At 70.9% G+C, this 26,144-nt stretch carries 20 protein-coding genes and 1 pseudogene; 15 read left to right on the top strand and 6 right to left on the bottom strand.

Annotated elements, in window-relative coordinates; translation table 11 throughout:
* Positions 1-178: 178 nt before the first annotated feature.
* Entirely contained in the window at positions 179-1,090 is a 912-nt protein-coding gene (locus ACZ7P3_RS19075; protein ID WP_472083088.1) for a L,D-transpeptidase family protein, read from the bottom strand.
* Positions 1,091-1,170: 80 nt separating this feature from the next.
* Between ACZ7P3_RS19075 and ACZ7P3_RS19070 the strand changes: the two genes are divergently transcribed.
* Together ACZ7P3_RS19070 and leuE are read left to right on the top strand one after the other, a co-directional pair.
* Complete coding sequence (locus ACZ7P3_RS19070; RefSeq protein ID WP_472083086.1) at positions 1,171-2,751, top strand: acyl-CoA mutase large subunit family protein; 1,581 nt, start codon at positions 1,171-1,173, stop codon at positions 2,749-2,751.
* 121 nt (positions 2,752-2,872) lie between these two features.
* Positions 2,873-3,522, top strand: a pseudogene (gene leuE, locus ACZ7P3_RS19065) (leucine efflux protein LeuE).
* Between the two features lie 31 nt (positions 3,523-3,553).
* Here the strand turns inward: leuE and ACZ7P3_RS19060 are convergent.
* Entirely contained in the window at positions 3,554-4,927 is a 1,374-nt protein-coding gene (locus ACZ7P3_RS19060; RefSeq protein ID WP_472083084.1) for an FAD-dependent monooxygenase, read from the bottom strand.
* Between the two features lie 71 nt (positions 4,928-4,998).
* On the opposite strand from ACZ7P3_RS19060, the gene ACZ7P3_RS19055 reads away from it, so the two are divergent.
* Positions 4,999-5,676: a TetR/AcrR family transcriptional regulator C-terminal domain-containing protein gene (locus ACZ7P3_RS19055; RefSeq protein WP_472083082.1), complete on the top strand. Its 678-nt coding sequence runs from the start codon at positions 4,999-5,001 to the stop codon at positions 5,674-5,676.
* Here ACZ7P3_RS19055 and ACZ7P3_RS19050 read toward each other — a convergent pair.
* The 3 genes from ACZ7P3_RS19050 to ACZ7P3_RS19040 all read right to left on the bottom strand — a co-directional run bounded on the left by ACZ7P3_RS19050 (position 5,642) and on the right by ACZ7P3_RS19040 (position 9,421).
* The gene (locus ACZ7P3_RS19050; RefSeq protein WP_472083080.1) at positions 5,642-6,826 is read right to left on the bottom strand and encodes an acyltransferase family protein; all 1,185 of its coding nucleotides are present in this window, start codon (positions 6,824-6,826) and stop codon (positions 5,642-5,644) included. The genes ACZ7P3_RS19055 and ACZ7P3_RS19050 overlap by 35 nt on opposite strands.
* A gap of 286 nt (positions 6,827-7,112) precedes the next feature.
* A complete protein-coding gene (locus tag ACZ7P3_RS19045; RefSeq protein ID WP_472083078.1) occupies positions 7,113-8,447 on the bottom strand; it encodes an alpha-2,8-polysialyltransferase family protein in 1,335 nt (444 codons plus the stop codon).
* Entirely contained in the window at positions 8,444-9,421 is a 978-nt protein-coding gene (locus ACZ7P3_RS19040; RefSeq protein ID WP_472083076.1) for a glycosyltransferase family 2 protein, read from the bottom strand. The genes ACZ7P3_RS19045 and ACZ7P3_RS19040 overlap by 4 nt, the downstream gene beginning before the upstream one ends.
* A 198-nt stretch (positions 9,422-9,619) precedes the next feature.
* Here ACZ7P3_RS19040 and ACZ7P3_RS19035 point away from each other — a divergent pair, with 198 nt between their 5' ends.
* From ACZ7P3_RS19035 to ACZ7P3_RS19015, 5 genes are all read left to right on the top strand, one after another.
* A complete protein-coding gene (locus ACZ7P3_RS19035; RefSeq protein WP_472083074.1) occupies positions 9,620-10,939 on the top strand; it encodes a DUF6716 putative glycosyltransferase in 1,320 nt (439 codons plus the stop codon).
* Between the two features lie 32 nt (positions 10,940-10,971).
* On the top strand, positions 10,972-12,267 hold the full coding sequence (locus ACZ7P3_RS19030) for a cytidylyltransferase domain-containing protein (RefSeq protein WP_472083072.1): 1,296 nt from the start codon (positions 10,972-10,974) through the stop codon (positions 12,265-12,267).
* 12 nt (positions 12,268-12,279) lie between these two features.
* The gene (locus ACZ7P3_RS19025) at positions 12,280-13,218 is read left to right on the top strand and encodes an N-acetylneuraminate synthase family protein (protein ID WP_472083070.1); all 939 of its coding nucleotides are present in this window, start codon (positions 12,280-12,282) and stop codon (positions 13,216-13,218) included.
* A gap of 47 nt (positions 13,219-13,265) precedes the next feature.
* Positions 13,266-14,414 (top strand): hypothetical protein, encoded by a 1,149-nt coding sequence (locus tag ACZ7P3_RS19020; protein ID WP_472083068.1) that lies wholly within the window; start codon positions 13,266-13,268, stop codon positions 14,412-14,414.
* Positions 14,415-14,760: 346 nt separating this feature from the next.
* Positions 14,761-16,593 (top strand): serine/threonine-protein kinase, encoded by a 1,833-nt coding sequence (locus ACZ7P3_RS19015; protein WP_472083066.1) that lies wholly within the window; start codon positions 14,761-14,763, stop codon positions 16,591-16,593.
* 117 nt (positions 16,594-16,710) lie between these two features.
* Here ACZ7P3_RS19015 and ACZ7P3_RS19010 read toward each other — a convergent pair whose 3' ends face one another.
* A complete protein-coding gene (locus ACZ7P3_RS19010; RefSeq protein ID WP_472083064.1) occupies positions 16,711-17,373 on the bottom strand; it encodes a class I SAM-dependent DNA methyltransferase in 663 nt (220 codons plus the stop codon).
* Positions 17,374-17,595: 222 nt separating this feature from the next.
* Between ACZ7P3_RS19010 and ACZ7P3_RS19005 the strand changes: the two genes are divergently transcribed.
* The 7 genes from ACZ7P3_RS19005 to ACZ7P3_RS18975 all read left to right on the top strand — a co-directional run bounded on the left by ACZ7P3_RS19005 (position 17,596) and on the right by ACZ7P3_RS18975 (position 26,098).
* Positions 17,596-18,819 carry an amidohydrolase gene (locus tag ACZ7P3_RS19005; protein WP_472083062.1) on the top strand — a complete coding sequence of 408 codons (1,224 nt, stop codon included), beginning with the start codon at positions 17,596-17,598 and terminating at the stop codon, positions 18,817-18,819.
* A gap of 243 nt (positions 18,820-19,062) precedes the next feature.
* Positions 19,063-20,148, top strand: a complete 1,086-nt coding sequence (locus ACZ7P3_RS19000; RefSeq protein WP_472083060.1) for a BMP family lipoprotein — start codon at positions 19,063-19,065, stop codon at positions 20,146-20,148.
* A gap of 217 nt (positions 20,149-20,365) precedes the next feature.
* Positions 20,366-21,412, top strand: a complete 1,047-nt coding sequence (locus ACZ7P3_RS18995; protein ID WP_472083058.1) for a BMP family lipoprotein — start codon at positions 20,366-20,368, stop codon at positions 21,410-21,412.
* Between the two features lie 234 nt (positions 21,413-21,646).
* On the top strand, positions 21,647-23,317 hold the full coding sequence (locus tag ACZ7P3_RS18990) for an ABC transporter ATP-binding protein (protein WP_472083868.1): 1,671 nt from the start codon (positions 21,647-21,649) through the stop codon (positions 23,315-23,317).
* Positions 23,314-24,435, top strand: a complete 1,122-nt coding sequence (locus tag ACZ7P3_RS18985) for an ABC transporter permease (protein ID WP_472083056.1) — start codon at positions 23,314-23,316, stop codon at positions 24,433-24,435. The genes ACZ7P3_RS18990 and ACZ7P3_RS18985 overlap by 4 nt, the downstream gene beginning before the upstream one ends.
* Positions 24,435-25,697, top strand: a complete 1,263-nt coding sequence (locus tag ACZ7P3_RS18980) for an ABC transporter permease (RefSeq protein ID WP_472083054.1) — start codon at positions 24,435-24,437, stop codon at positions 25,695-25,697. The genes ACZ7P3_RS18985 and ACZ7P3_RS18980 overlap by 1 nt, the downstream gene beginning before the upstream one ends.
* Positions 25,694-26,098 carry a cytidine deaminase gene (locus tag ACZ7P3_RS18975; protein WP_472083052.1) on the top strand — a complete coding sequence of 135 codons (405 nt, stop codon included), beginning with the start codon at positions 25,694-25,696 and terminating at the stop codon, positions 26,096-26,098. The genes ACZ7P3_RS18980 and ACZ7P3_RS18975 overlap by 4 nt, the downstream gene beginning before the upstream one ends.
* Positions 26,099-26,144: the final 46 nt, after the last annotated feature.

The following is a 26,144-nucleotide window of genomic DNA, read 5'->3' as shown; positions in this document are numbered from 1 at the left end:
CTCCGCGAGAGGTGTGACGTTTTCGGCCCCCGCGACGCAGTACTCAGTGAGCCGACTGGTCATCGGCCGTCGCACTGAGCCGGGGTTCCCCCCGTACCCACGGCTCGTGCACCTGGCGCGGGCGGGACACGTTCCCCCGGTCCCGCCCGCGCCCCACACCTCCCGCCGGCACGGCGCCTCACCAGTACACGACGACCTTGTCGCCGTTGCGCACCTGCGCGAACAGCTCCGCGATCGCCGTCTCGTCCCGCACGTTGACGCATCCGTGCGAACCGCCGGCGTAGCCGCGGGCGGCGAAGTCGTAGGAGTAGTGCACCGCCTGGCCGCCGCTGAAGAACATCGCGTACGGCATCGGCGAGTGGTAGATCGTCGACACGTGGTGCCGTGACTTCCAGTAGATGCGGAACACACCCTCGCGGGTGGGGGTGTACTGGGCGCCGAAGCGCACGGACACGGTCTCGACCGTGCGCCCGTCGATCATCCAGCGCAGCGTCCGGCTGGTCTTGCTGATGCACAGCACCCGGCCGGTCAGACAGCGCGGATCGGGCGCGGCGGCCGGCTGACCGCCCATCAGATACAGCTCCCACATGCCCGGCCGGTGCGTCATCGCCAGCAGCCGCTGCCAGGTGACGGTGTCCAGCCTGCCGGTCCGCGGCAGCCCGCGTTTGCCCTGGAAGCCCTGGACGGCCTGCTCGGTCAGGTCGTCGTACGTCCCCGTCGGTCCGTCGAACAGCCAGCCGACCTGGCGCAGCCGCGCCTGCAGCTCGCGCACCCCCGAGCCGCTGTCCCCGCGCGACCACACCACCCGGGGCGCGGGCAGGCCGGGCTCGGCGGCGGGTGCGCCCCCGGCCGTCCCGTGGGATCCGGGGCTGTCGGCCGTACGGGTGGGGGCGGGGCTGCCGGCCGTCGGGGCGGGTCCGGGGCCGTCGGCCGTCCGGGCCGGTTCCGGGCCGTCGCTGGACGGCAGCCGGATGTGCACCGGCCCGCGGTGCTTGCCGTCCGTGTCGGGGGGCTGCACGGTGCAGCCGCAGAGCGCGGCGAGGGCGGTGGTCGAGGCGAGTACGGCGACAGGTCTCCCCGGGATCCTCATGCCGGTGATGCTTCCCCGCGTGACCGCCGTCGAACTACGGGGCATGGTGAGGGGGGACAGAACGGACTGCGGAGGCATCCATGGCGCGCGAGTCGGAGTCGGGTCTGCCGATCGAGCCGGTCTACGGGCCGGACGACCTGACCGGCTGGGACCCGGCCCGGAAGCTGGGCCGACCGGGGAACTACCCGTACACCCGCGGGGTGTATCCGACCATGTACACCGGCCGCCCCTGGACCATGCGCCAGTACGCCGGGTTCGGGACGGCGGCGGAGTCCAACGCCCGCTACCGGCAGCTGATCGCGCACGGCACCACGGGCCTGTCCGTCGCCTTCGACCTGCCCACCCAGATGGGCCACGACTCCGACGCGCCCCTGGCCCACGGCGAGGTCGGCAAGGTGGGCGTGGCGATCGACTCCATCGAGGACATGCGGGTGCTGTTCGACGGCATCCCGCTGGACCAGGTCTCCACCTCGATGACGATCAACGCACCGGCGGCGCTGCTCCTCCTCCTCTACCAGCTGGTGGCCGAGGAGCAGGGCGTGCCGGCCGACCGGCTGACCGGCACCATCCAGAACGACGTCCTGAAGGAGTACATCGCGCGGGGCACCTACATCTTCCCGCCGGGGCCCTCGCTCCGGCTGACCGCCGACATCTTCAGGTACTGCACCGCCGAGATCCCGAAGTGGAACACGATCTCGATCTCCGGCTACCACATGGCGGAGGCGGGCGCGTCCCCCGCGCAGGAGATCGCCTTCACCCTCGCCGACGGCATCGAGTACGTCCGTACGGCGGTGGCGGCCGGCATGGACGTCGACGACTTCGCCCCCCGGCTGTCCTTCTTCTTCGTGGCCCGTACGACGCTGCTGGAGGAGGTCGCCAAGTTCCGCGCGGCGAGAAGGATCTGGGCGCGGGTGATGAGGGAGGACTTCGGCGCACGGAACCCGAAGTCCTGGATGCTCCGCTTCCACACCCAGACGGCCGGGGTCCAGCTGACGGCCCAGCAGCCGGAGGTGAACCTGGTCCGGGTGGCGGTCCAGGCCCTCGGGGCCGTCCTCGGCGGCACCCAGTCCCTGCACACCAACTCCTTCGACGAGGCGATCGCCCTGCCGACGGAGAAGAGCGCGCGCCTCGCGCTGCGCACCCAGCAGGTACTGGCCCACGAGACGGACGTCACGGCGACGGTCGATCCCTTCGCGGGCTCCTACGCGGTCGAGAAGCTGACCGACGAGGTCGAGACGGCCGCGCTGGACCTGATGCGCAGGGTCGAGGACCTCGGCGGGGCGCAGGCGGCGATCGAGCGGGGCTTCCAGAAGGGCGAGATCGAGCGGAACGCCTACCGCATCGCGCAGGAGACCGACTCCGGCGAGCGGGTGGTCGTGGGCGTCAACCGCTTCCGGCTGGACGAGGAGGAACCGTACGAACCGCTGCGGGTGGACCCGGCGATCGAGGAGCGGCAGCGGGAACGCCTGGGCAGACTGCGGGCCGGGCGGGACCAGCGGGCCGTGGACGTGGCGCTGGACGCGCTGAAGAAGGCGGCGGAGGGGGAGGGGAACGTGCTGTACCCGATGAAGGAGGCGCTGCGGGGGCGGGCGACGGTGGGGGAAGTGTGCAACGCACTGCGGGAGATCTGGGGGAGCCATGTGCCGGCGGACGCGTTCTGAGCCGGGGGTTGCTTCGTACGGGTGATCAGGGGCGGAAACCGCGTGCCCCCGGCCACGCTCGTGGAGCGACGACCGACCCGCCGGGACCCGGATGTCGTACCCCCGTGCGACACTCCTTCTCATGTTCGGCGTCATCGATCTCCCCACCTATCTGGCCGGTCTCGTCCTGATCGTCCTGCTGCCCGGTCCCAACTCCCTGTACGTGCTCTCCGTCGCCGCCCGCCGGGGCGTGCGGGCCGGATACACCGCCGCCGCCGGGGTGTGGTGCGGGGACACCGTGCTGATGACACTGTCCGCCGCCGGGGTCGCCTCGCTCCTCCAGGGCAACGCCGTGCTCTTCGGGATCGTGAAGTACGCCGGTGCCGGATATCTGACCTGGCTGGCGATCGGGATGCTGCGTTCCGCCCGGGCGATGTGGCGGACCCGGCGGGAGAAGGCCGTCGAGGAGGCCGCGCCCATCGCCTCGGCCGAGGAGCGGCCCTTCCGCCGTGCCTTCGTCGTCAGCCTCTTCAACCCCAAGGCGATCCTGTTCTTCGTCGCCTTCTTCGTGCAGTTCGTGGACCCGGGCTACGCCTACCCCCCCTCTCCTTCGTCGTGCTGGGCGCCTTCGCCCAGCTGGCCAGCTTCCTCTACCTCAGCGCGCTGATATTCGGCGGCACCCGCCTCGCCGCCGCCTTCCGCCGCCGCAAGCGGCTGTCTGCTACGGCCACCTCGGCGGCGGGAGCCCTGTTCCTCGGGTTCGCGCTGAAGCTGTCGCTGGCCAGTGCGTAGGCCGGCGGGTCAGCGGACGTAGGCCGGCGGGTCAGCGGACGCCGACCCCGGCCAGATAGGCGCCGAGGCCCTCCGCCGAGTCGCCCGCCCAGCCGACGTACCCGTCCGGGCGGACCAGGAAGACGCCGGGTCCGTACGAGGCCGGGGCGGCCGGGAGGGCCGTCACCCCGGTGACGGGTGCGGTGGCGCCCAGCAGCATCCAGTGCGGCCCCCGGAACGCGTCGAAGAGCCGTACGCCGTCCACCGTGCCGTCCGGCGCGCGGTCGCCCGCCCGTACCGCGGACGGGACGGCCCGGGTCTCCTGGCTCAGGGACGAGTCCGGGTAGCCCAGCCCGAGCTGCACCGTCGCCTTTCCGCGCCGCACCTCCCCGCGGTGCACCCCGGTCGTCAGGCCCAGCATGGCCGCCGCATTGGCCCGCCGCTCCTCCTCGTAGGTGTCCAGCAGGGCCCGGGGCGCCCCGTCCCGCAGCACCGCGCCCAGCTTCCAGCCCAGGTTGTAGGCGTCCTGGACGCTCGTGTTCAGCCCCTGCCCGCCGGCCGGTGAGTGGACGTGCGCCGCGTCGCCCGCGAGGAACACCCGGCCCACCCGGAAGCGGTCCGCGAGCGCCGCCCGGGGCCGGAACTCCGAGGCCCAGCGCAGCTCGGTGAGGTCGTCCCCGTCCAGGTGCGTGTACGCGGCGACCAGCCCCCGCAGGCCGTCCAGGGTGAGGTCCGGCTCCGTGCCCTCCGGGAGCCTCGCGGCCAGCTGGAAGACGTCCGTGCCGGTGAGCGGGCACAGCATGAGACCGGTGTCGTCGGCCGCCGGGAACGCGTGCCAGTACTCCCGGTCGAGCCCCTTCACCCGCACGTCCGCCACCAGGAACGGCGCCGGGTCGACCGTCTCCCCGGTCATCCGCACACCCACCGCCCGCCGTACGGCGGACCGCCCGCCGTCGGCCGCGACGACGTACCGCGCGCGGATGCCCGTACCGTCGGCGCACCGTACGTCCACGCCCTCCGCGTCCTGCTCCAGGCCCGTCACCTCGCGCCCGAAGGCGACCTTGCCGCCCAGCTCCAGCAGCCGCGCGTACAGCACTTCCTGCGTCCGCCACTGCGCGACCATCCACGGCTCGGTGTACGGCGCGCCCTCGTCCGCCGCGACCGGCTCGAACATCGGCTGCTCGCCGACCCGCCGGCCGCCCTTCCAGATCATCCGCGTCGGGTAGGGGCCGCCGGCCGCGCGGATCGCCTCCAGCACGCCGAGGTCCTCGAACACCTCCTGGGTGCGGGGCTGGATCCCCTTGCCGCGCGAACCCGGGAACAGCCCCTCCGCCCGCTCCACGATCAGCGCGTCCACGCCACGCCGGGCGAGGTCGATGCCGAGGGCGAGTCCGGTGGGACCGGCGCCCACGATCAGGACATCCATCACGATTCTCCTTAACGCCGTTAAGTGCCGTCGATGACGAGAGTGCACTTAACGCTGTTAAGCTGTCAAGTGTGAGTACGGAACGACGCGCGCCCCTCGATCGCAAGCGGGTCGCGGACACGGCGCTGCGGCTGCTGAACGAGGTCGGCCTCGACGGGCTGACCCTGCGTGCCATCGCCAAGGAGCTGGACGTCAAGGCTCCGGCGCTGTACTGGCACTTCAAGGACAAGCAGGCGCTGCTCGACGAGATGGCGACGGAGATGTACCGCCGGATGGTCGCGGGCGCCGCTCTCGATCCCGCCGACACCTGGCAGGAGAGGCTGGGCAAGGCCAACCGCGGGCTGCGCGCCGCGCTGCTCGGCTACCGCGACGGCGCCAAGGTCTTCAGCGGTTCACGCTTCACGGGCACGGACCACGCCCGCGAGCAGGAGGCGAGCCTGCGCGTCCTCACGGACGCCGGCTTCACCCTCGCCCAGGCGGTCCTGGCGGGCCGGACGGCGTATGCGTACACCATCGGCTTCGTCACCGAGGAGCAGGGCGTGCGGCCCCTCCCGGGGGAGCGCCGGGAGGGGTACGACATCGAGGAGCGCGCCCGCCGCCTGGCCGACTTCCCGCTCGCGGCCGAGGCCGGGAAGGTGCTCTTCGGTGACTACGACACGCAGTTCGAGGAGGGTCTCGTCCTGGTGATCGCGGGCATCGAGGCCCGCTTCGGCCTCAGCCGACGCCCTTCCCGCCGTTCGGCAGGTTGATCCCGGCGGGGACCACGGGCGTACGGGCCTTCTTCAGGGCCCTCTTCAGACGCGGGCCGAATGGTTTCTCCACAAACCGGTGGATCAGCCAGGCGAGCGTCAGCATGCCGAGCACCGTCGTCGCCAGCGTCGCGTAAGCGGGCAGGCCCAGACCCCGGTGCAGCACCCGGATCACGAACCAGCCCAGGTGCTCGTGGACCAGGTAGAACGGGTACGTCAGCGCACCGGCCGTGGCCAGCCAGCGCCAGTTCGCCCACCGGGTCCAGCCCAGTGCCACGGCCGCCACGGAGGCGAAGGCGACGGTGACGATCAGCACTATGACGTGCGGGCTGCGGACGAAGTCGCCGTGGGCGCCCGGGTGCCACAGCCCGCGGGTCGCGGCGCTCTGCCCGAGCAGCCAGGAGACGCCCACGATGCCCCACAGCAGCAGGTCGCTGCCGAAGCGGTGGATCAGGTAGAGCGCGAGACCGCCGATGAAGAAGGGGGCGTAGTCCGGCATGACCAGCTGGTCCGTGAGCGCGTTGCCCGATGTGCGGCACACCACCGCGGCCAGCGTCCACACCGCGCAGAACAGCACGACCCGGCGGTAGGTGACCCCGCGCATGACGACGAACAGCGCGAACAGCGCGTAGAAGCGGACCTCGACCCACAGCGTCCAGCACACCCCGAGCACGCGCGGCACGCCCATCGGCTGCTGCAGCATGGTCAGGTTGACCAGGAACTCGTCCAGCCGCACCGCGTGCACCACGGCCGGCAGGGCCAGGGACGCGCCGGTGACCAGGACCAGGGCGACCCAGTAGGCGGGGTAGAGGCGGGCGACGCGGGAGCGGAAGAAGTCGCCCAGCGAGCGGCCCCAGCTGCTCATGCAGATGACGAAACCGCTGATGACGAAGAAGAACTGGACGCCCAGACAGCCGTACGTGGCCAGCTGCGACAGCGTCGGGAAGAGGAGGGACGGCGACTGGTGCCAGGACTCCGAGACCGTGCCGCCGCGTCCGGCGTAGTGGTAGAGGCAGACCAGCAGCGCGGCCACGAGCCGCAGCCCGTCCAGGGCGTGCAGGCGGTTCCGGCGGGCGTCCGCGGCGGGCGGGGCGGGTGTCGTCCCGGGTGCGGGCGGAGCGCTGGTGAGGGTGGTGGGCGAAACAGGCATGATGCTCGACATTTTCCCGAACAAACGTTGCTCTGCTCGGATTTTCATGTGAATTTCTGTCGCACACCAGACCGTGCCGTCGCTCACCTGGGAAAATCATAGGAATGACTGGCGTGGTGGACCAATCATTCATCCGGTCAACCCTGTTCGTTAACCAACCGGTCGCTTCGGATTCCCGAACCCTTCGGCCGTCGTCCTCGTCCCCGTCCGAAACCGCCGAAAGCCGTGGCGGGCCCGCATACGGCCCCGCCACGGCGAAAGAGACACAGGCCGGCGGAGCGGAGAATCAGCGGCGCACGGCCCGGCGCAGATTGCGGGCCTTGCGCGCCACCCGGCGGACCGTCGCGTTGCGCGGGATGAACGCCAGCTGTGCCGGCACCCCGCCGGGCAGCGCCAGCGAGGTCAGCCGCTTGCGCTTGAAGTAGCGCAGGGTGCGCTCGTTCAGGTTCTTCGCCAGATAGCGCTCGGTCTCGTCGCGCAGCGTCGGCAGGATCTTCGGCTGCATCGCGAAGCCCACCGCACGCACCAGCGCGCCCAGCGCCTCGACCGCCATGCCCCGGCTCTGCTCGGTCACCGCTCCGCGGTCGCCCAGCTCGGGCAGCAGCGCGTCGACCACGGTGACCGGGATCCGGTTGCTGTTCTCGTACGGCGTCAGCTGCTCCAGCAGCAGATCGGTGCCGACCCGGGCGACCGGCAGGCCGTACAGCGCGGAGGCGGTCAGCAGGGCGGTGGAGAAGCAGCCGACCACCAGCGCGGGACGCATCCGCTGGTAGAGGACCTCGGCGAGGACGGGCGTGTCGAGCACGGTGAGGTCGACCTTCAGCTTCTCCGCCTCCTGCTCCAGGGTGCGGGTGAAGCGGGCCGGAGCGGTGGGGTGCGGCTTGAACACCACCTTGGTGTGCCCGAGCGCGACCGCCCCCTTCAGCATCCGCACATGCAGGTTCTCCTCCTGCTCGGCGGTGAGGATGTCGAGCGCGGAGAGGTACTGCCCGAGCAGCAGCGCGGGCTCCTCGATCTGCGGCAGATCGTCGCCGAGGGGCGCCAGCTCGGCCAGCACCTTGGTGAAGGCCGGCGTCGCCACGATCTCGCCCGGCACGCCGAACTCGGTGAGCAGCAGGGGCTTGAGGCCCGGCACCAGGTCGAGGTGGAGCACCCGGTCCACCCGGGTGCCGACCAGCGGGTCGATCTTGTTGCGCGTCGGGCCGTAGCTCATCAGGCCGTCGGCGTAGACGGTGACCGGGGCGCCGGTGAAGATCTGGGCGAGCGCGAGCGACGGGTTGACCTGGATCGACTCGACGGCCAGCTCCACGTCGTCGTCCCCGAGCTGCCACTCGTGGCGCAGATACCGCTCCCACAGGGGCATGTCGTCCACCCGGGGCGCCCAGCCGCCGGGGTGGAAGGGGAAGATCGTCTCGTTGTACGAGAGCACGTCGTCGAAGCGGTCGCGCAGCCGCTCGAAGCCCGGCATCTCGTCCAGGCCGGGTGTGGTCTCGGGGGTGGCCGCGTTGTTGCAGACCAGCAGGATGCGCCGGTCGGCGGGGCGGAAGCAGCCCGAGTCCAGGGCGGCGGCGAGCGTGGCCGTGCCGTACAGCGTCGACGCCTGGAAGATCTGGGTGGTCACGCGGCGACCCCCGCGGGGGCGGGACGGCGGCGCAGCCGGCGCAGCTTGGTGGCGCGCTGGAGGTCCATGGAGTCCAGCGCCTCGTCCAGCACGTCCTGCGGCATGCGCCGCAGCGCCGCGGCACTCATGGATTTCAGTTTCTTCGCCACCGCGGGCTCGAACCTTTCGATGGATCCCAGGTGATGGGAAATGATGGCGCAATAGGTGCGCACGGCCTTCGGCAGGAGGTCGGCGGCGTCCCGGTCCGCGGCGGTCTCCGCGACCACCTGGTCGAACGCGCGAATGAAATCGAGCTGCCGGACGTCACCGATCTGGGTGAGCGACGAGGCGACTCCGCGCCGGTAGAACACACCGAGCAGGCTGACCGCGGCGAAGGATTCGGCCTCCCGGTGCAGCTTCCAGATCCACGGCCGGTCCTCGGCCGTGCGCAGTCCGTCGGTGAAGTGCAGCACACCCTTGTCCACCAGGCGCCGGTGGTAGACACCCGCCCAGGCGTAGGCGTAGTCCACGGAGGTGGAGCGGTCGGCGGGCAGGATCGCCTCGCGCGGGTTCAGCACGACGCCCCGGCGGCCGACCGGCACCCGGTGCACGGCGCGGGCCCGCGCGGTGCACTGCACATGGTCGGTGCGCAGGAAGTCGCAGTTCAGCTCGTCCATGGCGGCGACCAGCTGAGGGTAGTAGCCGGGGGCGAGCCAGTCGTCGCCGTCCAGGAAGGTCAGGTACTCGCCGCGCGCCCGGTCGATGCCGGTGTTGCGGGCGGTCGCCAGTCCTCCGTTCTTCTCGTGTCTGACGAAGACCGCGCCGGGCAGCTCACGCTCCGCGCGCGCGAGAATCTCCGGTGTCCCGTCGCGGGAACAGTCGTCGACGAGAATGAATTCGAAGTCCTCACGCGCGTTCGCACTGAGGCTCCTCAGGGTGTCGGGCGCGTATTGCTGCACGTTGTAGAACGGCACGATGACGGAGAGCTTGACCACGTGGTGGACGTTAGGGCGAAGCCCGTCATTCGTCTTGACCGTTATCTTGATACCAGGTGAACGACGCGTGGCGAACCCGTGAACCGGGCTTTTTTGCGGCGTGATCATGGCCCGATTCGCCATTCGGCGATGTGCTGTTAACCGTTTGTTGTATTCAGGTTGGGCGGTTCCTCGGAATGCCTTCCTAGCGTCTTCGACGTGCCAGCAAGTGCAACGAAAGCCCTGCGGGTGGCCGTCCTCGCCGATTCCGACACCCGGTGGAAGTGGGGCGCGCTCACCGCGCAGCGCGTCACCCCCACCGATGCCGAGATCCGGCTCGACGGCTACCTCCTGCGGGGCCGAGCGACCCCGACCGCCCGCCAGCTCGACGAGATCGGCGTCCGCGCGGACTCCCTCCGCGAGGTGACGGCCGTCGAGTTCCTGCGTGCGATGGCCGAAGACGGGGACGACCCGTACGACGTCCTCGTCCTCGCCCTGGTCGGCGGCGGCGTGCAGGCGATGCTGCACGGGCTCGGGAACGCCTGGGGCTCCGGGAAGCGTCCCGTCGTCGTCACCGGCTACGTCGGTGTCGTCTACGAGAAGCTCGCCGACGGGCTGCTGCTGCGGCACGGGGCGGACCTCGTCCTCGCCAACTCCCGCCACGACGCGGACCGCTTCCGGGCCGTGTACGAGGGGGTCGGCGCAGACGCCTCCGCGGTGACCGAGGTCGCACTGCCGTTCCTCGGCGGGGCGCCGTACACCGGCGAGCACGACCCCTGCACGGTGGTGTTCGCGGCCCAGCCGTCCGTCCCGGACAGCCGCAAGGACCGCACCTACCTGCTGGACCGGCTGATCGGGCACGCCCGCCTGCACCCCGAGCGCGAAGTGCTGCTCAAGCTGCGCTCCAAGCCCGGCGAGCACACCACCCACATCGAGGAGCTGCCGTACCAGAAGCTGGTCCAGGGCAAGGACGTGCCCGCCAACTTCCGCCTGGTGTACGGCCACATGGGCGAGGTGCTCGACCGTACCGACCTGCTGGTCACGGTCAGCTCCACGGCCGCCCTGGAGGCCCTGCACCGCCGCATCCCGACGGTCGTCCTGACCGACCTGGGCGTGCGCGAGACGCTCGGCAACCACCACTTCACCGGTTCCGGGTGCCTCGCCTCCTGGGACCAGCTGGACGCCGGGCACCGCCCGGCGGCCGACGAGGAGTGGGTGGCCCGCCAGGGCGTCGCCGCCGACGGCTCCTACGCCACCGCGTTCGACACCGCCCGCGAGCGCATCGCCGGGCTGCTGGACCGGCCGGGGGCCCTGCCGCCCCTCGCCCCCTACTACACACCCGAGACCGCGCCCGGCTACCTCCCCGGAATCCTCGCGCGCCACCACCTCGGCCCCGACGGCGCACCGCTGCCCGGCGCGCCCGCCGCCGACAAGGCGCCCGGACCCGTCCGCCAGATCGTGCGCCGGGCCGCACGCGGCGCCTACCGCCACGGCGTGCAACGCGTGGCCCCCGTGATCCGACGAATGGGAGAGCTGTGAGCGACCGGATCCCACGGCAAGGAGCAGAGCACATGACCGACGCCAACCCCGACGCACCCGCGGTGCGCCGCGTGCTCGCGGTGATCCCGGCGCGCGGCGGCTCCAAGGGCGTCCCCGCCAAGAACCTCGCCCCCGTCGGCGGCATCCCGCTGGTGGCCCGCGCGGTGCGCGAGTGCCGCGCCGCCCGGCTGGTGACCGACGTGGTCGTCTCCACCGACGACCAGGCCATCGCCGCCGCCGCCCGCCAGGCCGGTGCCGAGGTCGTGCTGCGCCCCGCCGCCATCGCGGGCGACACCGCCACCTCCGAGGCCGCCGTCCTGCACGCCATGGACGCCCACGAGGCCCTGCACGGATCGACCGTCGACGTGGTCCTGCTCGTGCAGTGCACCAGCCCCTTCGTGGTCCGCGAGGACGTGGACGGGGTCGCCGGGGCCGTCGTCGAGAACGGCGCCGACACCGCGGTCACCGTCGCCCCCTTCCACGGCTTCATCTGGCGGGACGCGGCGGACGACCCGACGGCCGTCGACACGGAGTCCACGGCGACCGCCGGCGGATCCGTGACCGTCACCAACTCCACGACGGTGAGCGGCGGCTACGGCGTCAACCACGACAAGTCCTTCCGCCCGCGCCGCCAGGACCGTCCCCAGGACCTGCTGGAGACCGGCGCCGCCTACGCGATGGACGCGGCCGGCTTCCGCGAGCACCAGCACCGCTTCTTCGGCCACACCGAGCTGGTCCGCACCGACCCGGCCCGGGTACTGGAGATCGACGACCCGCACGATCTGGCCCGCGCCCGCGCCCTGGCCCCGCTCTTCGACGCGGACCGGCCGGGCGCCCTCCCCACCTACGGCGACATCGACGCCGTGGTCCTCGACTTCGACGGCACCCAGACCGACGACCGGGTGCTGATCGACTCCGACGGACGGGAGTTCGTCTCCGTGCACCGCGGAGACGGACTCGGCATCGCCGCCCTGCGCAAGAGCGGTCTGAAGATGCTGATCCTGTCCACGGAACAGAACCCGGTGGTCGCCGCCCGCGCCCGGAAGCTGAAGCTCCCGGTGCTGCACGGCATCGACCGCAAGGACCTCGCACTGAAGCAGTGGTGCGAGGAGCAGGGCATCGCGCCGGAGCGCGTGCTCTACGTCGGCAACGACGTCAACGACCTCCCGTGCTTCGCCCTCGTGGGCTGGCCCGTGGCGGTCGCGAGCGCCCACGACGTCGTACGCGGCGCCGCACGCGCGGTCACCACTGTCCCCGGTGGTGACGGCGCGATCCGAGAGATCGCCAGCTGGATCCTCGGCCCCTCTCTCGATTCCCTCCCCAAGTAAGGACATCCCCTGATGAGCACCAACTCCCGTCTGCGTCAGTTCGGTTCGCGCGAGGTCGGCCCCGGCCGTCCCGTCTACATCTGCGGCGAGATCGGCATCAACCACAACGGTGAGCTGGAGAACGCGTTCAAGCTGATCGACGTGGCCGCCGAGGCCGGCTGTGACGCCGTCAAGTTCCAGAAGCGCACCCCGGAGATCTGCACCCCGCGCGACCAGTGGGACATCGAGCGCGACACCCCCTGGGGCCGGATGACCTACATCGACTACCGCCACCGCGTGGAGTTCGGTGAGGACGAGTACCGCCAGATCGACGAGTACTGCAAGAGCAAGAACATCGACTGGTTCGCCTCCCCGTGGGACACCGAGGCCGTCGCCTTCCTGGAGAAGTTCGACGTCCCGGCCCACAAGGTCGCCTCCGCCTCCCTGACGGACGACGAGCTGCTGAAGGCGCTGCGCGCCACCGGCCGCGCGATCATCCTCTCCACGGGCATGTCGACGCCGAAGCAGATCCGCCACGCGGTCGAGGTCCTGGGCTCGGACAACATCCTCATGTGCCACGCCACCTCCACCTACCCGGCCAAGGCCGAGGAGCTGAACCTCCGCGTGATCAACACGCTGGAGAAGGAGTACCCGAACGTCCCGATCGGCTACTCCGGCCACGAGACGGGCCTGCAGACCACCCTCGCCGCGGTCGCCCTGGGCGCCACCTTCGTCGAGCGCCACATCACCCTCGACCGCGCCATGTGGGGCTCCGACCAGGCCGCCTCCGTGGAGCCGCAGGGCCTCGTGCGCCTCGTCCGCGACATCCGCACCATCGAGGCCTCCCTCGGTGACGGCGTCAAGAAGGTCTACGAGTCCGAGCAGGGCCCGATGAAGAAGCTGCGCCGCGTCGCCGGCGTCGTCGCCGAGGCGGAGATCGCCGCGGCGGCGGGCGAGCCGGTCTCGGTCTGAGCGCCCTGATCGCCTTAACTGCCCTACGACGGGACGGTCGTACGACGATGAGCCCCCGCGCCGGCCAGGCCGGCCACCCTGCCCGCACGCTCGCCTTCGTGGAGAGCCCGGTACAGCTGCTGAACGTACTGGAGTGGGCGCACCTGCAGGGCCTGCGCGGTGCCACCGAGCCGGCCCGGCCGTCCGTGCCCGCGCAGGCACGGCGGTCGCCGGCCACCGCACCGGCACCGGCCGACGCGGAGCTCACCGTCGTCGTCCTGTCCCCGACCGACCCCATGACCCGGGGCCAGCTGCGCCGCATGGCGGACCTGGCCCGGGACGAGGGGTACCGGGTGCGCTGGGAAGAGGCGCGGGGCGGCGCGACCGCGCCCTTCCACACCATCGGCGGCCTGGCCGGCTCGCTGCGCCGGGCCGACCGCATCGTCATGGGGGATCCCTTCTCCCGTTACGTACAGCTGCTGCTGACCATCACCCGGGCGAGCGACCTGGTCGTGGTGGACGACGGCACGGCGACGATGGAGTTCGTCGCCCAGCTGGCCCGCGGCGAGCGCCTGGTCCGCTGGCACCGCAAGGGCGGCCGCCCCGGAGCCCGCGACCTGCTCTTCGCCCCCGTCTCCTCCTCGGCCCGCCGCCGCCTCACGCCGAGCGCGCACCGCCGCGTCGAGGTCTTCTCCTCCATGCCGGTGACGGAGACCCCCGAGGGGGTCACGGTCACCGCCAACGACTTCGCCTGGACCCGCGCCCGCTTCGGGCCGCCGCGGATCACCAAGGGCGCGGACATGGTCGGCACGTCCCTGGTCGAGACCGGCGTCGTGGACGGCGACCGCTACCTGGAGGCCGTCCGCAGCCTGGCCAAGGCCCACGGCGCCACGCGGTACTTCGCCCACCGCCGCGAGAGCGCGGAGAAGCTGCACCGGCTGGCCGCCGAGACGGGCCTGGAGATAGTCCGCCCGGACCTCCCCCTGGAACTGATCGCCCGCCGCGGCCCCATCGGCCGCACGATCCTCAGCTTTCCCTCCACAGTCGTCCACACCCTCCCTCTCGCCCTCGCCGGCACGGGCGTCCGCGTCGCCGTCTGCGACATCGACCCCACCTGGCTGACCGAGACCGCCTCGCCCCGCGCCCAGGGCTTCCTGTCGGGAGTCACGGGGACGGCCAGGGACGTGCACCGGCTGACTGCGGTGGCGATGGCCTAGGGATTCGCCCGACCGCGCCGTCGGCGAGCGTGCCTGCCCGCCCGGCCGCTCGTCGCGGCCCGCGACGGGCATCGACCGCCCCGCCCACGGGGTACGCGCTTCACCGAGCACCGAGCGCGGAGTGCCTAGTGCCCCTAGTGCCGAGCGCCGAGCGCCGAGTGCCTAGTGCCGAGCGCGGGGTGCGGAGTGCCGAGTGCGGAGTGCCGAGCGCCGAGTGCCGAGCGCGGGGTGCGGAGTGCCTAGTGCCGAGCGCGGAGTGTCGAGCGGTCGGTCGGCTTCCGGTTGGTGGTCGTGCACCGCGTTAAGATCCCTGCGCCGCAGACGAGTTGCACGACACGGGGGATCGATGGACGGCACAGGCATACCTCAAGGAGTCTTCCAGCCGCTGGCCGAGGACGATCCGCACGTGATCGCCGGCTACCGACTGGCCGCCCGGCTCGGCGCCGGCGGGATGGGCAAGGTGTATCTGTCCCACACCCCGGGCGGACGACCCGTGGCGATCAAGGTGATCCGGCCGGAGTTCGCCGAAGACCCCGAGTTCCGGCGCCGGTTCGCGCAGGAGGTGCGCGCGGCCGAGCGGGTCCAGGGCCTGTACACGGCTCCGGTGATCGACAGCGACACCGACGGCCCGCACCCCTGGCTCGCGACGGCCTACATCTCCGGCCCCACCCTGGCCGCGGCGGTCGCCGAACACGGACCGCTGCCCGCCTCCACGGTCCTGCTGCTCACCGCCGGGGTGGCCGAGGCCCTCCAGGTGGTGCACGGCGCGGGCATCGTGCACCGCGACCTGAAGCCTTCCAACGTGCTGCTGGCCGCCGACGGCCCGCGAGTGATCGACTTCGGCATCGCCCGCGCGGCCGACACCACCGCGCTGACCGGCAGTGGTGTCACGGTCGGCACGCCCGCCTTCATGTCGCCGGAACAGGCGGCGGGGCGGCCCGTGGGCCCGCAGTCCGACGTGTTCGCCCTCGGCCAGGTCGTCGCCTTCGCGGCCCTGGGCAGGTCCGCCCACGGGGACGGGCCCTCCCACGCGGTGCTCTACCGGATCGTGCACGAGGAGGCGGACCTCACCGGACTGCCCGCCGAACTGACCGGACTCGTACGCCGGTGCCTGGCCAAGGACCCCGACGCGCGCCCGTCCCTCGGTGAGGTCCTCGCCCTGTGCGGCGCCGCGTCCGACGCCACGCAGCTGCGCCGCCCCGAGGACTGGCTGCCCGGCGTGGTGACCGCCGCCATGGCCGACCGCTACCACGCCCCCCTGCCCGTGCCGCCCCGGCAGCACCCGGCGCACGGGGCCGTGCCCGGCGGGGCGACCGTACCCGCGGCGCCGCAGTACTGGCCGACGGCCGTGTCCGGCGTGCCCGCCCCGACCGCTCCCGTGCCCCGGCAGCCGCCCACGGCTCACCCGCAGCCTCCGGCGGTCCCCGCGCACCCGCACCACGCGCCGACACGGACCGCCCAGCCCGTTCACCCCGCCCAGCCCGTCACCGGGTATCCCGTGGCGCCGGGCGCGCCCGGGAGCCGCTCCGCCCGCCGCCCGAGGACCGGCGTCATCCTCGGCTGTGCCGCCGGAGCCCTCGTGCTCGTCGCCGCAGCCGTCGGCCAACTCGGCCACGGCGGCGGTTCCGGCCACGGCGCGGAGGCGAAGCGGACCGGCCCGGCGGACACTGCCTCCGGCGGAAAGACCTCCGCCGCACGGCCCACGGACGGCGCGAAGGCCGGCGGGGCGAAGACGGGCGGGGCGAAGACGGGCGAGCCGTCCGGCGCGTCCTCGGGCAGCACGCCCGAGCCCGCCGTCTACAAGAACCTCAACCTGGCCGACGGCTACTACCTCAAGTTCAGCGACCAGCCGGTGGTGCCGCACAAGTCCAACTACGACGACCTGTACCTGATCTGCACGGGCAGTTCCTGCGTCTTCGGGTCCTACAACGACAGACTCGTCCTGCTCGACCGGGGTGAACAGGGCTCGCTGGACGCGTGCAGGCAGGACACCCGCTACGTGCCCCAGGAGATCTCCGTGAGCCGGTTCTCCCAGGGCAGGCAGTTGTGCGTGACCACCCCGGACGGCATCGTGGCCATGGTGACGTTCAAGGGCCAGTCGCCCAGCACCAGCGCCAGCCTCTACGTCACCCTGGACGTCACCGTCTGGCGCGACGCGGTACCGGCGACGGAGGACTAGCCCAGAGGCCGGAACGGAGGCGCCGAAGCTTTTCCAGGGCTTCGAAGGGGTGAAGGCCGCGGACGGGAGGGCGAGGGCGCCGAGGGCCGGGTGCCCGGCGCCGCCGGCCCGGGCCCTTCAGAGCGTGCCGGGGTTCCGGGCCAGTACGAACGCGCGTGCCCGGGTCTCCTCCCCGTCCGGCTCCCGGACCACCGTCGCCACCCGTTCCAGGCCCGCCTCGGCCAGCAGCGACGCGACCTGCTCCGGCGTACGCCAGTAGTAGTCGAGGTCGATCGCACGGCCGAAGCGTTCCGCCAGATGGAGGTGGTCCGGTTCGGTGGCCGACTGGAAGGCGAGGAGGGCGTGGCCGCCGGGAACCAGCGTGCGGCGGAACTCGGCGAACGCCGTCGGCAGGCGGTCGTCGGGGACGTGGATGGTCGAGTACAGCGCCAGGATGCCGCCCAGGGTGGCGTCCGGGAGGTCCAGGGACGTCATCGAGCCCACGTGGAAGCGCAGCCGGGGGTGCGCCTCCCGGGCCAGGGCCACCATGGCGGGCGAGACGTCGACGCCGAAGACCGGAACGCCCAGGACGTGCAGGCGGGCCGTGACCTCGCCCGGGCCGCTGCCGAGGTCGGCCACGGGGGCCGGGCCGTTCGCCGTGACCAGCTCGGCGAAGGCGGTGATCAGCTGCCGGTCCAGGGGGTGGGAGGGGCCGCCCGGGAAGTGCGAGGCGTAGTCCTTGGCGATCGCGTCGTAGGAGGAGCGGGTGGTCTCAAGGAAGTCCGCGGTCGAGTCGCTCACGGTCGCGGACCCTACCGGGACCGGTCCCGGCGCGTGGACAAGTCGCGCGGGAGGGTGGTGATGCGTGATATCCGTGGAAGAAGGAAAGAGAGGTTTTACCCACCAGAGTCCGCCGTCATGCGTCCGCCGGTCAGCTTTTCTTCCCCTAACGGGCTGAACTTTTGTTGATCGATGGGCAGTTGACCGGTCGGGCGGCCTACCCTTCAGAGGGTGAACCAATTGATGTCCCGAGAGTCCGAGGCCGATTTCCCCGGGGATGTGCTCCCCGGCGTGCTCAGCGCACCCCTGCACGCCGAACTCGTCGCCTTCCGCCGCGACTTGCACATGCACCCCGAGCTGGGCAACCAGGAGTTCCGTACGACCGCCGCGATCAAGGAGCGGCTGGAGCGGGCCGGGCTGCGCCCCCGTGTCCTCGCCACCGGAACCGGACTCATCTGTGACATCGGGCCGGCCGAGGGGGAGCGGCCCACCATCCCCCTGATGGCCCTTCGCGCCGACATCGACGCGCTGCCGATCCCCGACACCAAGGCCGACTGCCCGTACCGGTCCACCGTGCCGGACCGCGCCCACGCCTGCGGCCACGACGTGCACACCAGCGTGGTCCTCGGTGCCGGGCTCGTCCTCGCCGACCTGCACGAGAAGGGCCTGCTGCCCCGGCCGGTGCGGCTGCTCTTCCAGCCCGCCGAGGAGGTGATGCCCGGCGGCGCCCTCGGCGCGATCAAGGACAAGGCGCTCGAAGGCGTCGGCCGGATCCTCGCCGTGCACTGCGACCCCAGGGTCGACGCCGGCCGGGTCGGGCTGCGGCACGGGCCCATCACCAGCGCCTGCGACCGGCTGGAGATCGCCCTGGACGGGCCCGGCGGCCACACCGCCCGGCCCCACCTGACCACCGACCTGGTCACGGCCGCCGCCCGCGTCGCCATCGACGTCCCCGCGCTCATCGCCCGGCGCGTCGACACCCGCAGCGGCCTCGCCCTGACCTGGGGCCGGATCGAGTCCGGCCACGCGCCGAACGTCATCCCGCAGCACGCCGAGCTGTCCGGCACCATCCGCTGCCTGGACCTGGAGGCCTGGCGCGAGGCACCGGACATCGTGCACGCGGCCATCGACGAGGTCGCCACCCTGCACCGGGCCAAGTCGGAGATCACCTACGTGCGGGGCGTGCCGCCCGTCGTCAACGACCGGGAGTCCACCGAGCTGCTGCGCAAGGCGATGGTCACCCGGCGCGGCCTGCACTCGGTCGAGAGCACCGAGCAGAGCCTCGGCGGCGAGGACTTCTCCTGGTACCTGGAGCACGTGCCCGGCGCCATGGCCCGTCTCGGCGTCCGCGCCCCCGGCGACCGCACGGTCCGTGACCTGCACCAGGGCGACTTCGACGCCGACGAGCACGCCATCACGGTCGGCGTGGAGATGTTCACGGCCGCCGTGCTGCTCGAGGGCCTGTAGACCGTCCGGAAGGGGACAGAGGCGCCCGGTTGGTGCCTCTTCGTCCCCTTGTGTCACCCTGGTGTAACCGGCTGCGCACGGCTGTAACCCGGAGTCGGCACGAATCGATAACGGCCGCGAGAAACCCCGTTCCGCTCCCCTTCTACGCGCGTTACTGTGCGCCGAAATCGCCACCACTGGCGGCACATTGGGGAGAGCGGCCCGGTGACGGCGCCGTGGGGATGAAGGGTGCTTGCTGTGCGTATGGTCTCTCGGAAGATTTCCAGAAGGTCCCGGAGGACGAGGTTCTCCCAGGCCGCGGCGGCCGTCGCGGTCGTCGCTCTCGCGGCTGCCGGCTGCGGCAAGTCCAGCACCGAATCCACCGGCACGCCCTCCAAGGACGGCAAGTACGCCGCCAAGGGCATCGGCCTCGCCTACGACATCGGCGGCAAGGGCGACCAGTCCTTCAACGACGCCGCCTACGCCGGCTTCAAGAAGGCCGAGGACGAGTTCAAGATCGGCGGCCGGGACATCGAGCCGCAGGACGGCGAGTCCGACGCCGACAAGGTGCAGCGCCTGGAGACCCTGGCGAAGGCCGGCTACAACCCGATCATCGGTGTCGGTTTCGCCTACGCCCCGGCCGTGAAGCAGGTCGCCGCCAAGTACCCGAAGCTCACCTTCGGCATCATCGACGACAACACCATCCAGGCGAAGAACGTCGCCGACATGGTCTTCCACGAGGAGCAGTCCTCGTACCTGGCGGGCGTGGCCGCGGCCAAGGCCACCAAGAAGAACCACATCGGCTTCATCGGCGGCGTCGACATCCCGCTGATCCACAAGTTCGAGGCCGGGTTCGACCAGGGCGCCAGGTCCGTCAACCCGAAGATCAAGATCGAGTCGCAGTATCTGACCCAGACGCCGCAGGAGGGCGGTTTCTCCAGCCCGGACAAGGGTGAGAACGCGGCCAACGGCCAGATCGAGGCCGGCGCCGACGTCATCTACCACGCCGCCGGCCTCTCCGGGCAGGGCGTGATCAAGTCCGCCGCCGAGCACAAGGTGTGGGCGATCGGCGTGGACTCCGACCAGTACACGCAGAGTGCGCTCGCCAAGTACAAGGACTACATCCTCGGCTCGGCCCTGAAGAACGTCGGCGGTGCCGTCTACGAACTCTCCAAGTCCGTCTACGAGGGCAAGCCGCTCAGCGGCGATGTCCGCGGCGACCTGAAGTCCGGCGGCGTCGGCTTTGCGGACACCAACCCGAAGTACAAGGCGATGACCGGCGTGGTCGCGGCTGTGAACAAGGCCAAGCAGGACATCGTCGACGGTAAGATCACGGTCGAAACCAAATAGTCTGACTTTTGGTTCTCCGTTTACCCGGAGGCCAGTTGTCTCCGGTACGCCCCTTGCCTCCTGCAAGGGGCGTACTGCTGTCCGTAACCTTGGCGGTGACTGTGGCCACAGCTCGATAACGGACCGGACATTGGGGGTTTTCCGTCTGGTCTACGCGCGTTACGCTGCGGCGGAACCAGCGCCTGGTTTGGGCGCTTGCACAAAGGAGTGAAGTTCCATGCGCCGGGTGTCCCGCATCACGATTGCAGGCGTTGCGACCGCAGCGCTCGCTGTCACTGTCTCTGCTTGTGGCAGCTCGTCCACCTCTTCCTCCTCCGAGGGCAAGTCCAAGGGCATCGGCCTGGCGTACGACGTCGGCGGCAAGGGTGACCAGTCCTTCAACGACGCCGCCTACGCGGGCTTCCAGAAGGCCCAGAAGGACTTCGGTGTCAGCGGCCGGGACATCGAGCCGCAGGACGGCGAGTCGGACGCGGACAAGACCCAGCGCCTGGAGACCCTGGCGAAGGCGGGCTACAACCCGGTCATCGGCGTCGGCTTCGCCTACGCGGGCGCCGTGAAGGAGGCCGCGACGAAGTTCCCGAAGGTCACCTTCGGCATCATCGACGACAACCAGACCCAGGCGAAGAACGTCGCCGACATGGTCTTCCACGAGGAGCAGTCCTCCTACCTCGCGGGTGTCGCGGCCGCCAAGGCGACCAAGAAGAACCACATCGGCTTCATCGGCGGCGTGGACGTCCCGCTGATCCACAAGTTCGAGGCGGGTTACGAGCAGGGCGCCAAGTCCGTCAACCCGAAGATCAAGGTCGAGTCGCAGTACCTGACCCAGACCGCCCAGGAGGGTGGCTTCTCCAGCCCGGACAAGGGTGAGAACGCCGCCAACGGGCAGATCGACGCGGGCGCGGACGTCCTCTTCGCCGCCGCCGGCCTCTCCGGCCAGGGCGTCATCAAGTCCGCCGCCGAGCACAAGGTGTGGGCGATCGGCGTCGACTCCGACCAGTACAAGCAGAGCGCGCTGGCCAAGTACAAGGACTACATCCTGACCTCGGCCCTGAAGAACGTCGAGGGCGCGGTCTACGACCTGTCCAAGTCGGTCATCAAGGACAAGAAGCCGGTCTCGGGTGACATCCGCGGCTCGCTGGACAACGGTGGCGTCGGCCTGGCCGACTCCAACCCGACCTTCAAGGGCAACGCCGGCATGCAGGCCGCGGTCAAGAAGGCCGAGGCGGGCATCAAGGACGGCACCATCAAGGTCAAGACCTCCTGACGATCTGGGTCAGAAGCCTTGGCCAACAGAACGCTGTAATGGCAGCGTTACGGCCACGGAACGGGGTGCGGAGAGGATGACCTGCCCGCACCCCGTTCGCGCGGCAGAATGCTCGGAACGGATCGGATTTTTGATCGAGAAGGACTTCTCGATCAAGGACGGTCAGATCCGGGCACTATTTAAAGCAGGGGCGCTACGCGCGTAGAGCGGCCCCTTTCCCGAGGAGAGTGCGCCATCGACGCGTCCAGCAGCCCTCCGCTCACCGCTCCGTCGACAGTCGCGGTCGAGCTCGCGGGCATCACCAAGCGATTCCCGGGTGTGGTGGCCAACCACGACATCCACCTGACCGTCCGCAAGGGCACCGTCCACGCCCTCGTCGGCGAGAACGGCGCCGGCAAGTCGACCCTGATGAAGATCCTCTACGGCATGCAGAAGCCGGACGAGGGCACCATCACGGTCGACGGCGAGCAGGTGAGCTTCTCCAGCCCCGGCGACGCCATCGCCCGCGGCATCGGCATGGTCCACCAGCACTTCATGCTGGCCGACAACCTGACCGTGCTGGAGAACGTGGTGCTCGGCAGCGAGAAGCTGCACGGCATCGGCGGCGGCGCCCGCAAGAAGATCAAGGAGATCTCCGACCGCTACGGCCTGGGCATCCGCCCGGACGTGCTGGTCGAGGACCTCGGTGTGGCCGACCGTCAGCGGGTGGAGATCCTCAAGGTCCTCTTCCGCGGCGCACGCACCCTGATCCTCGACGAGCCGACCGCGGTGCTCGTCCCGCAGGAGGTCGACGCGCTCTTCGACAACCTGCGCGAGCTGAAGTCCGAAGGCCTGTCCGTCATCTTCATCTCCCACAAGCTGGGCGAGGTGCTCTCCGTCGCCGACGACATCACCGTCATCCGGCGCGGTACGACGGTCGGGACCGCGATCCCGTCCGAGACCACCCCGCGCCAGCTGGCCGAGCTGATGGTCGGCAGCGAGCTGCCCACCCCGGAGACCGCCGAGTCCACCGTGACCGATCGGGCCGTGCTGGAGGTCAGGAACCTCACCGTCTACGCGGCCGGTGCCTCCCTCGGCGCCGAGGACGAACCGGCGGGCGAGGGCCTCACCGAGTTCGCGGGCGCAGGCGAGGCCAAGCGGGTCCTCGACGACGTCTCCTTCACCATCCACGCCGGCGAGGTCATGGGCATCGCCGGTGTCGAGGGCAACGGCCAGACCGAACTGATCGACGCGCTGATCGGCACCAAGCACGCCGACTCCGGACAGATCGTGTTCCTGGGCGAGGACATCACCCCCTGGGCCACCCGCAAGCGCCGCGAGTCCGGCGTCGGCTACATCCCCGAGGACCGCCACCGGCAGGGCCTGCTGCTGGAGTCCCCGCTCTGGGAGAACCGCATCCTCGGCCATGTCACCGAGAAGCCCAACGCCAAGGGCTTCTGGCTGAACCCCAAGGGCGCCCAGGCCGACACCCGCCGGATCGTCGAGGAGTACGACGTCCGCACCCCCGGCATCGACGTCACCGCGGCCTCCCTGTCCGGCGGCAACCAGCAGAAGCTGATCGTCGGACGCGAGATGAGCCACGACCCGAAGTTCCTGATCGCCGCCCACCCCACCCGTGGCGTGGACGTCGGCGCGCAGGCGCAGATCTGGGACCGCATCCGCGACGCCCGCCGTGAGGGCCTGGCCGTGCTGCTGATCTCCGCCGACCTGGACGAGCTGATCGGCCTGTCCGACACGCTGCGCGTCATCTACGACGGCAGGCTGGTCGCCGACGCCGACCCGGCCACCATCACGCCGGAGGAGCTGGGCACGGCCATGACGGGTGCCGCGTCCGGTCACCTGGAGCACGAAGAGACCGCCCCCGAGGGCGACGACAACGCCGGTCCGGAGGACGAGGCCCGATGAAGAAGTTCGACAAGGAGCGGGTGCTCACCGCGCTGGCCGGACCGGTCATCGCGCTCGTCCTGGCGATCGTGCTGACCTCCGTGGTCCTGCTCGCCTCGGGCAAGAACCCGATCGAGCCCTACACCCTGATGCTCCAGCAGCTGCCGTACTCGGACATCCAGGTGCTGATCATCAACCAGGCGTCGTTGTACTACATCGCCGCCATCGCGGTCGCCCTCGGCTTCCGCATGAACCTGTTCAACATCGGCGTCGACGGCCAGTACCGCCTCGCCGCGGTGATGACCGCCGTCGTCGGCGCGCACGTGGCCCTGCCCAGCTTCCTGCAGGTCCCGCTGCTGCTGCTGGTCGCCATGGCCACCGGTGCCTTCTGGGCCGGCATCGCCGGCGTCCTGAAGATCACCCGGGGGGTCAGCGAGGTCGTCGCGACGATCATGCTGAACTCGATCGCCACCGCCGTCATCGGCTACATCACCCTCACCGACGTGTGGGGCGTGCAGGTCGGCGACAACGTGACCACCGGTGTCATGAAGAAGTCCGGCTGGTTCCCGGGCATCAACCTGGGCTCCGACGTCGGCGAGATCTACGGCCTGGTCTTCCTCGCCGTCCTCCTCGGCATCGGCTACTGGATCGTCCTCAACCGCACCCGCTTCGGCTTCGACCTGCGCGCCACCGGCGCCTCGGAGACCGCCGCCGCGGCCTCCGGCGTCGACGCCAAGCGCATGGTGCTGACCGCGATGCTGATCTCCGGTGCCATCGCCGGTCTGTCCGGTCTGCCGCTGCTGCTCGGCGACACCCACACCTACAGCCTGAGCTTCCCCGCGGGCCTCGGCTTCACCGCCATCGGCATCGCCCTGCTCGGCCGCAACAACCCGGGCGGCATCGCGCTCGCCGCCCTGCTGTGGGCCTTCCTCGACAAGGCCTCGCCCGCCCTCGACTACGCGACCCCGGTGGCGTACGACAAGGAGATCGCGACGATCATGCAGGGCCTGATCGTCTTCGCGGTCGTCATCTCGTACGCGGCCGTACAGCAGTGGGCTCTGCGCCGTCAGCAGCGCCGGGTCGGCGCCGAGCTGGCCGCGGCCGCCGCCAAGAACACCAACAAGGAGGTGGCTGCCTGATGTCCACCGCGACCATCGCCAAGCCGCAGGCGAAGCAGCCCCGCAAGGGCGGCCGCCGTATGTCCCTCCCGGTACTCCTGCTGGTCATCGCGGGCGTGCTGGTGCTGACCTCGATCGTCCGCATCATCACCGGCGCGGACGGCATCACCTCGGTCGGGCAGATGTCCACCGCGCTGCAGCTCGCGGTGCCGATCGGCCTCGCGGGCCTCGGCGGCCTGTGGGCCGAGCGCGCCGGCGTCGTCAACATCGGCCTCGAGGGCATGATGATCCTCGGCACCTGGTTCGGCGCCTGGGCCGGCTACCAGTGGGGCCCGTGGACCGGTGTCGTCTTCGGCATCATCGGCGGCGCGCTCGGCGCCGTCCTGCACGCCATCGCCACCGTCACCTTCAACGTCAACCACATCGTCTCCGGTGTGGCGCTGAACATCCTGGCCCTCGGCGTGACCCGCTACCTGTCGAAGTTCACCTTCGCCAACGCGCCCCAGGGCTCCACCAAGCAGTCCCCGCCGATCGACTCCCTCGGCGAGTTCAGCATCCCGGGCCTGTCGGACTGGCTGAACACGCTCAACGGGAAGCACTGGTTCCTGGTCTCGGACATCGCGGGCCTGCTCGGCGGACTGGTCACCGACCTGTCGCCGCTCACCGTCATCGCGGTCGCCATGATCCCGCTGACCTGGTGGGTGCTGTGGCGCACCTCCTTCGGTCTGCGCCTGCGTTCCTGCGGCGAGAACCCGGTGGCCGCCGAGTCCCTCGGCGTCAACGTGTACAAGTACAAGTACATCGCCGTGATCATCTCCGGCGGCTTCGCCGGTCTCGGCGGCGCGTTCCTGTCCATCGTCGCCTCGAACGTGTACCTCGACGGCCAGACGGCCGGCCGCGGCTACATCGGTCTCGCCGCGATGATCTTCGGCAACTGGATGCCGGGCGGCCTCGCCCTCGGCGCCGGCCTGTTCGGTTACACCGACAGCCTCAACCTGCGCGGCGGCACGGTGAACGTCCACGCGCTGATCCTGCTGCTGGCGATCCTGCTGGTGTTCGGCGCCGCCTACCAGGCGTGGAAGAAGAAGTACGTGCCCGCCGTCGTCACGGTCGTCATCGCGGCCCTGATGTTCGTCTGGTACGCCTCCACCAACGAGGTCCCGCGCCAGCTGGTGACGGCCACCCCGTACATCGTCACGCTGCTCGTCCTGTCGCTGTCCGCGCAGAAGCTGCGGATGCCGAAGGCGGACGGCCTGCCGTACCGGAAGGGACAGGGCAAGTGACCAGCCCTGTCGCCGAGTTCGACTGGGAGGTCCTGCGGGCCGAGGCGCGGGAGGCCATGTCCCACGCCTACGCCCCCTACTCGGGCTTCCCGGTCGGGGTCGCGGCCCGGGTCGACGACGGACGCACGGTCACCGGCTGCAATGTCGAGAACGCCTCCTACGGCCTCGGCCTGTGCGCCGAGTGCGGTCTGGTCTCGCAGCTGCAGCGCACCGGTGGCGGCCGGCTCACGCACTTCACCTGTGTGGACGGCACGGGCGGGCTGCTCGTCCCGTGCGGCCGGTGCCGTCAGCTGCTCTACGAGTTCGGCGGCCCCGACCTGCTGCTCGACACCCCCGCGGGCATCCTCCCGCTCTCCGAGATGCTGCCCCAGGCCTTCGGCCCCGGCCATCTCAACAAGTAACTCCCGTACGGCCCCCCTGACCCGATCAGGGGGGCCGTGCACTTCG

It is taken from the genome of Streptomyces sp. NPDC107581 (assembly GCF_055657175.1).
The sequence above is the reverse complement of the archived record's forward strand: the minus strand, read 5'-3'. Positions and strand labels throughout refer to the sequence as shown.

What these genes read in the sequence shown, in the direction of transcription:
- ACZ7P3_RS19070 (WP_472083086.1), top strand. Translation starts at nt 1,171, where the DNA reads ATGGCGCGCGAGTCGGAGTCGGGTCTGCCGATCGAGCCGGTCTACGGG.
- ACZ7P3_RS19075 (WP_472083088.1), bottom strand. Translation starts at nt 1,090, where the DNA reads ATGAGGATCCCGGGGAGACCTGTCGCCGTACTCGCCTCGACCACCGCC.
- ACZ7P3_RS18980 (WP_472083054.1), top strand. Translation starts at nt 24,435, where the DNA reads ATGTCCACCGCGACCATCGCCAAGCCGCAGGCGAAGCAGCCCCGCAAG.
- ACZ7P3_RS19050 (WP_472083080.1), bottom strand. Translation starts at nt 6,826, where the DNA reads ATGCCTGTTTCGCCCACCACCCTCACCAGCGCTCCGCCCGCACCCGGG.
- ACZ7P3_RS19030 (WP_472083072.1), top strand. Translation starts at nt 10,972, where the DNA reads ATGACCGACGCCAACCCCGACGCACCCGCGGTGCGCCGCGTGCTCGCG.
- ACZ7P3_RS19000 (WP_472083060.1), top strand. Translation starts at nt 19,063, where the DNA reads ATGGTCTCTCGGAAGATTTCCAGAAGGTCCCGGAGGACGAGGTTCTCC.
- ACZ7P3_RS19020 (WP_472083068.1), top strand. Translation starts at nt 13,266, where the DNA reads ATGAGCCCCCGCGCCGGCCAGGCCGGCCACCCTGCCCGCACGCTCGCC.
- ACZ7P3_RS19005 (WP_472083062.1), top strand. Translation starts at nt 17,596, where the DNA reads ATGTCCCGAGAGTCCGAGGCCGATTTCCCCGGGGATGTGCTCCCCGGC.
- ACZ7P3_RS19015 (WP_472083066.1), top strand. Translation starts at nt 14,761, where the DNA reads ATGGACGGCACAGGCATACCTCAAGGAGTCTTCCAGCCGCTGGCCGAG.
- ACZ7P3_RS18995 (WP_472083058.1), top strand. Translation starts at nt 20,366, where the DNA reads ATGCGCCGGGTGTCCCGCATCACGATTGCAGGCGTTGCGACCGCAGCG.
- ACZ7P3_RS19025 (WP_472083070.1), top strand. Translation starts at nt 12,280, where the DNA reads ATGAGCACCAACTCCCGTCTGCGTCAGTTCGGTTCGCGCGAGGTCGGC.
- ACZ7P3_RS18985 (WP_472083056.1), top strand. Translation starts at nt 23,314, where the DNA reads ATGAAGAAGTTCGACAAGGAGCGGGTGCTCACCGCGCTGGCCGGACCG.
- ACZ7P3_RS19060 (WP_472083084.1), bottom strand. Translation starts at nt 4,927, where the DNA reads ATGGATGTCCTGATCGTGGGCGCCGGTCCCACCGGACTCGCCCTCGGC.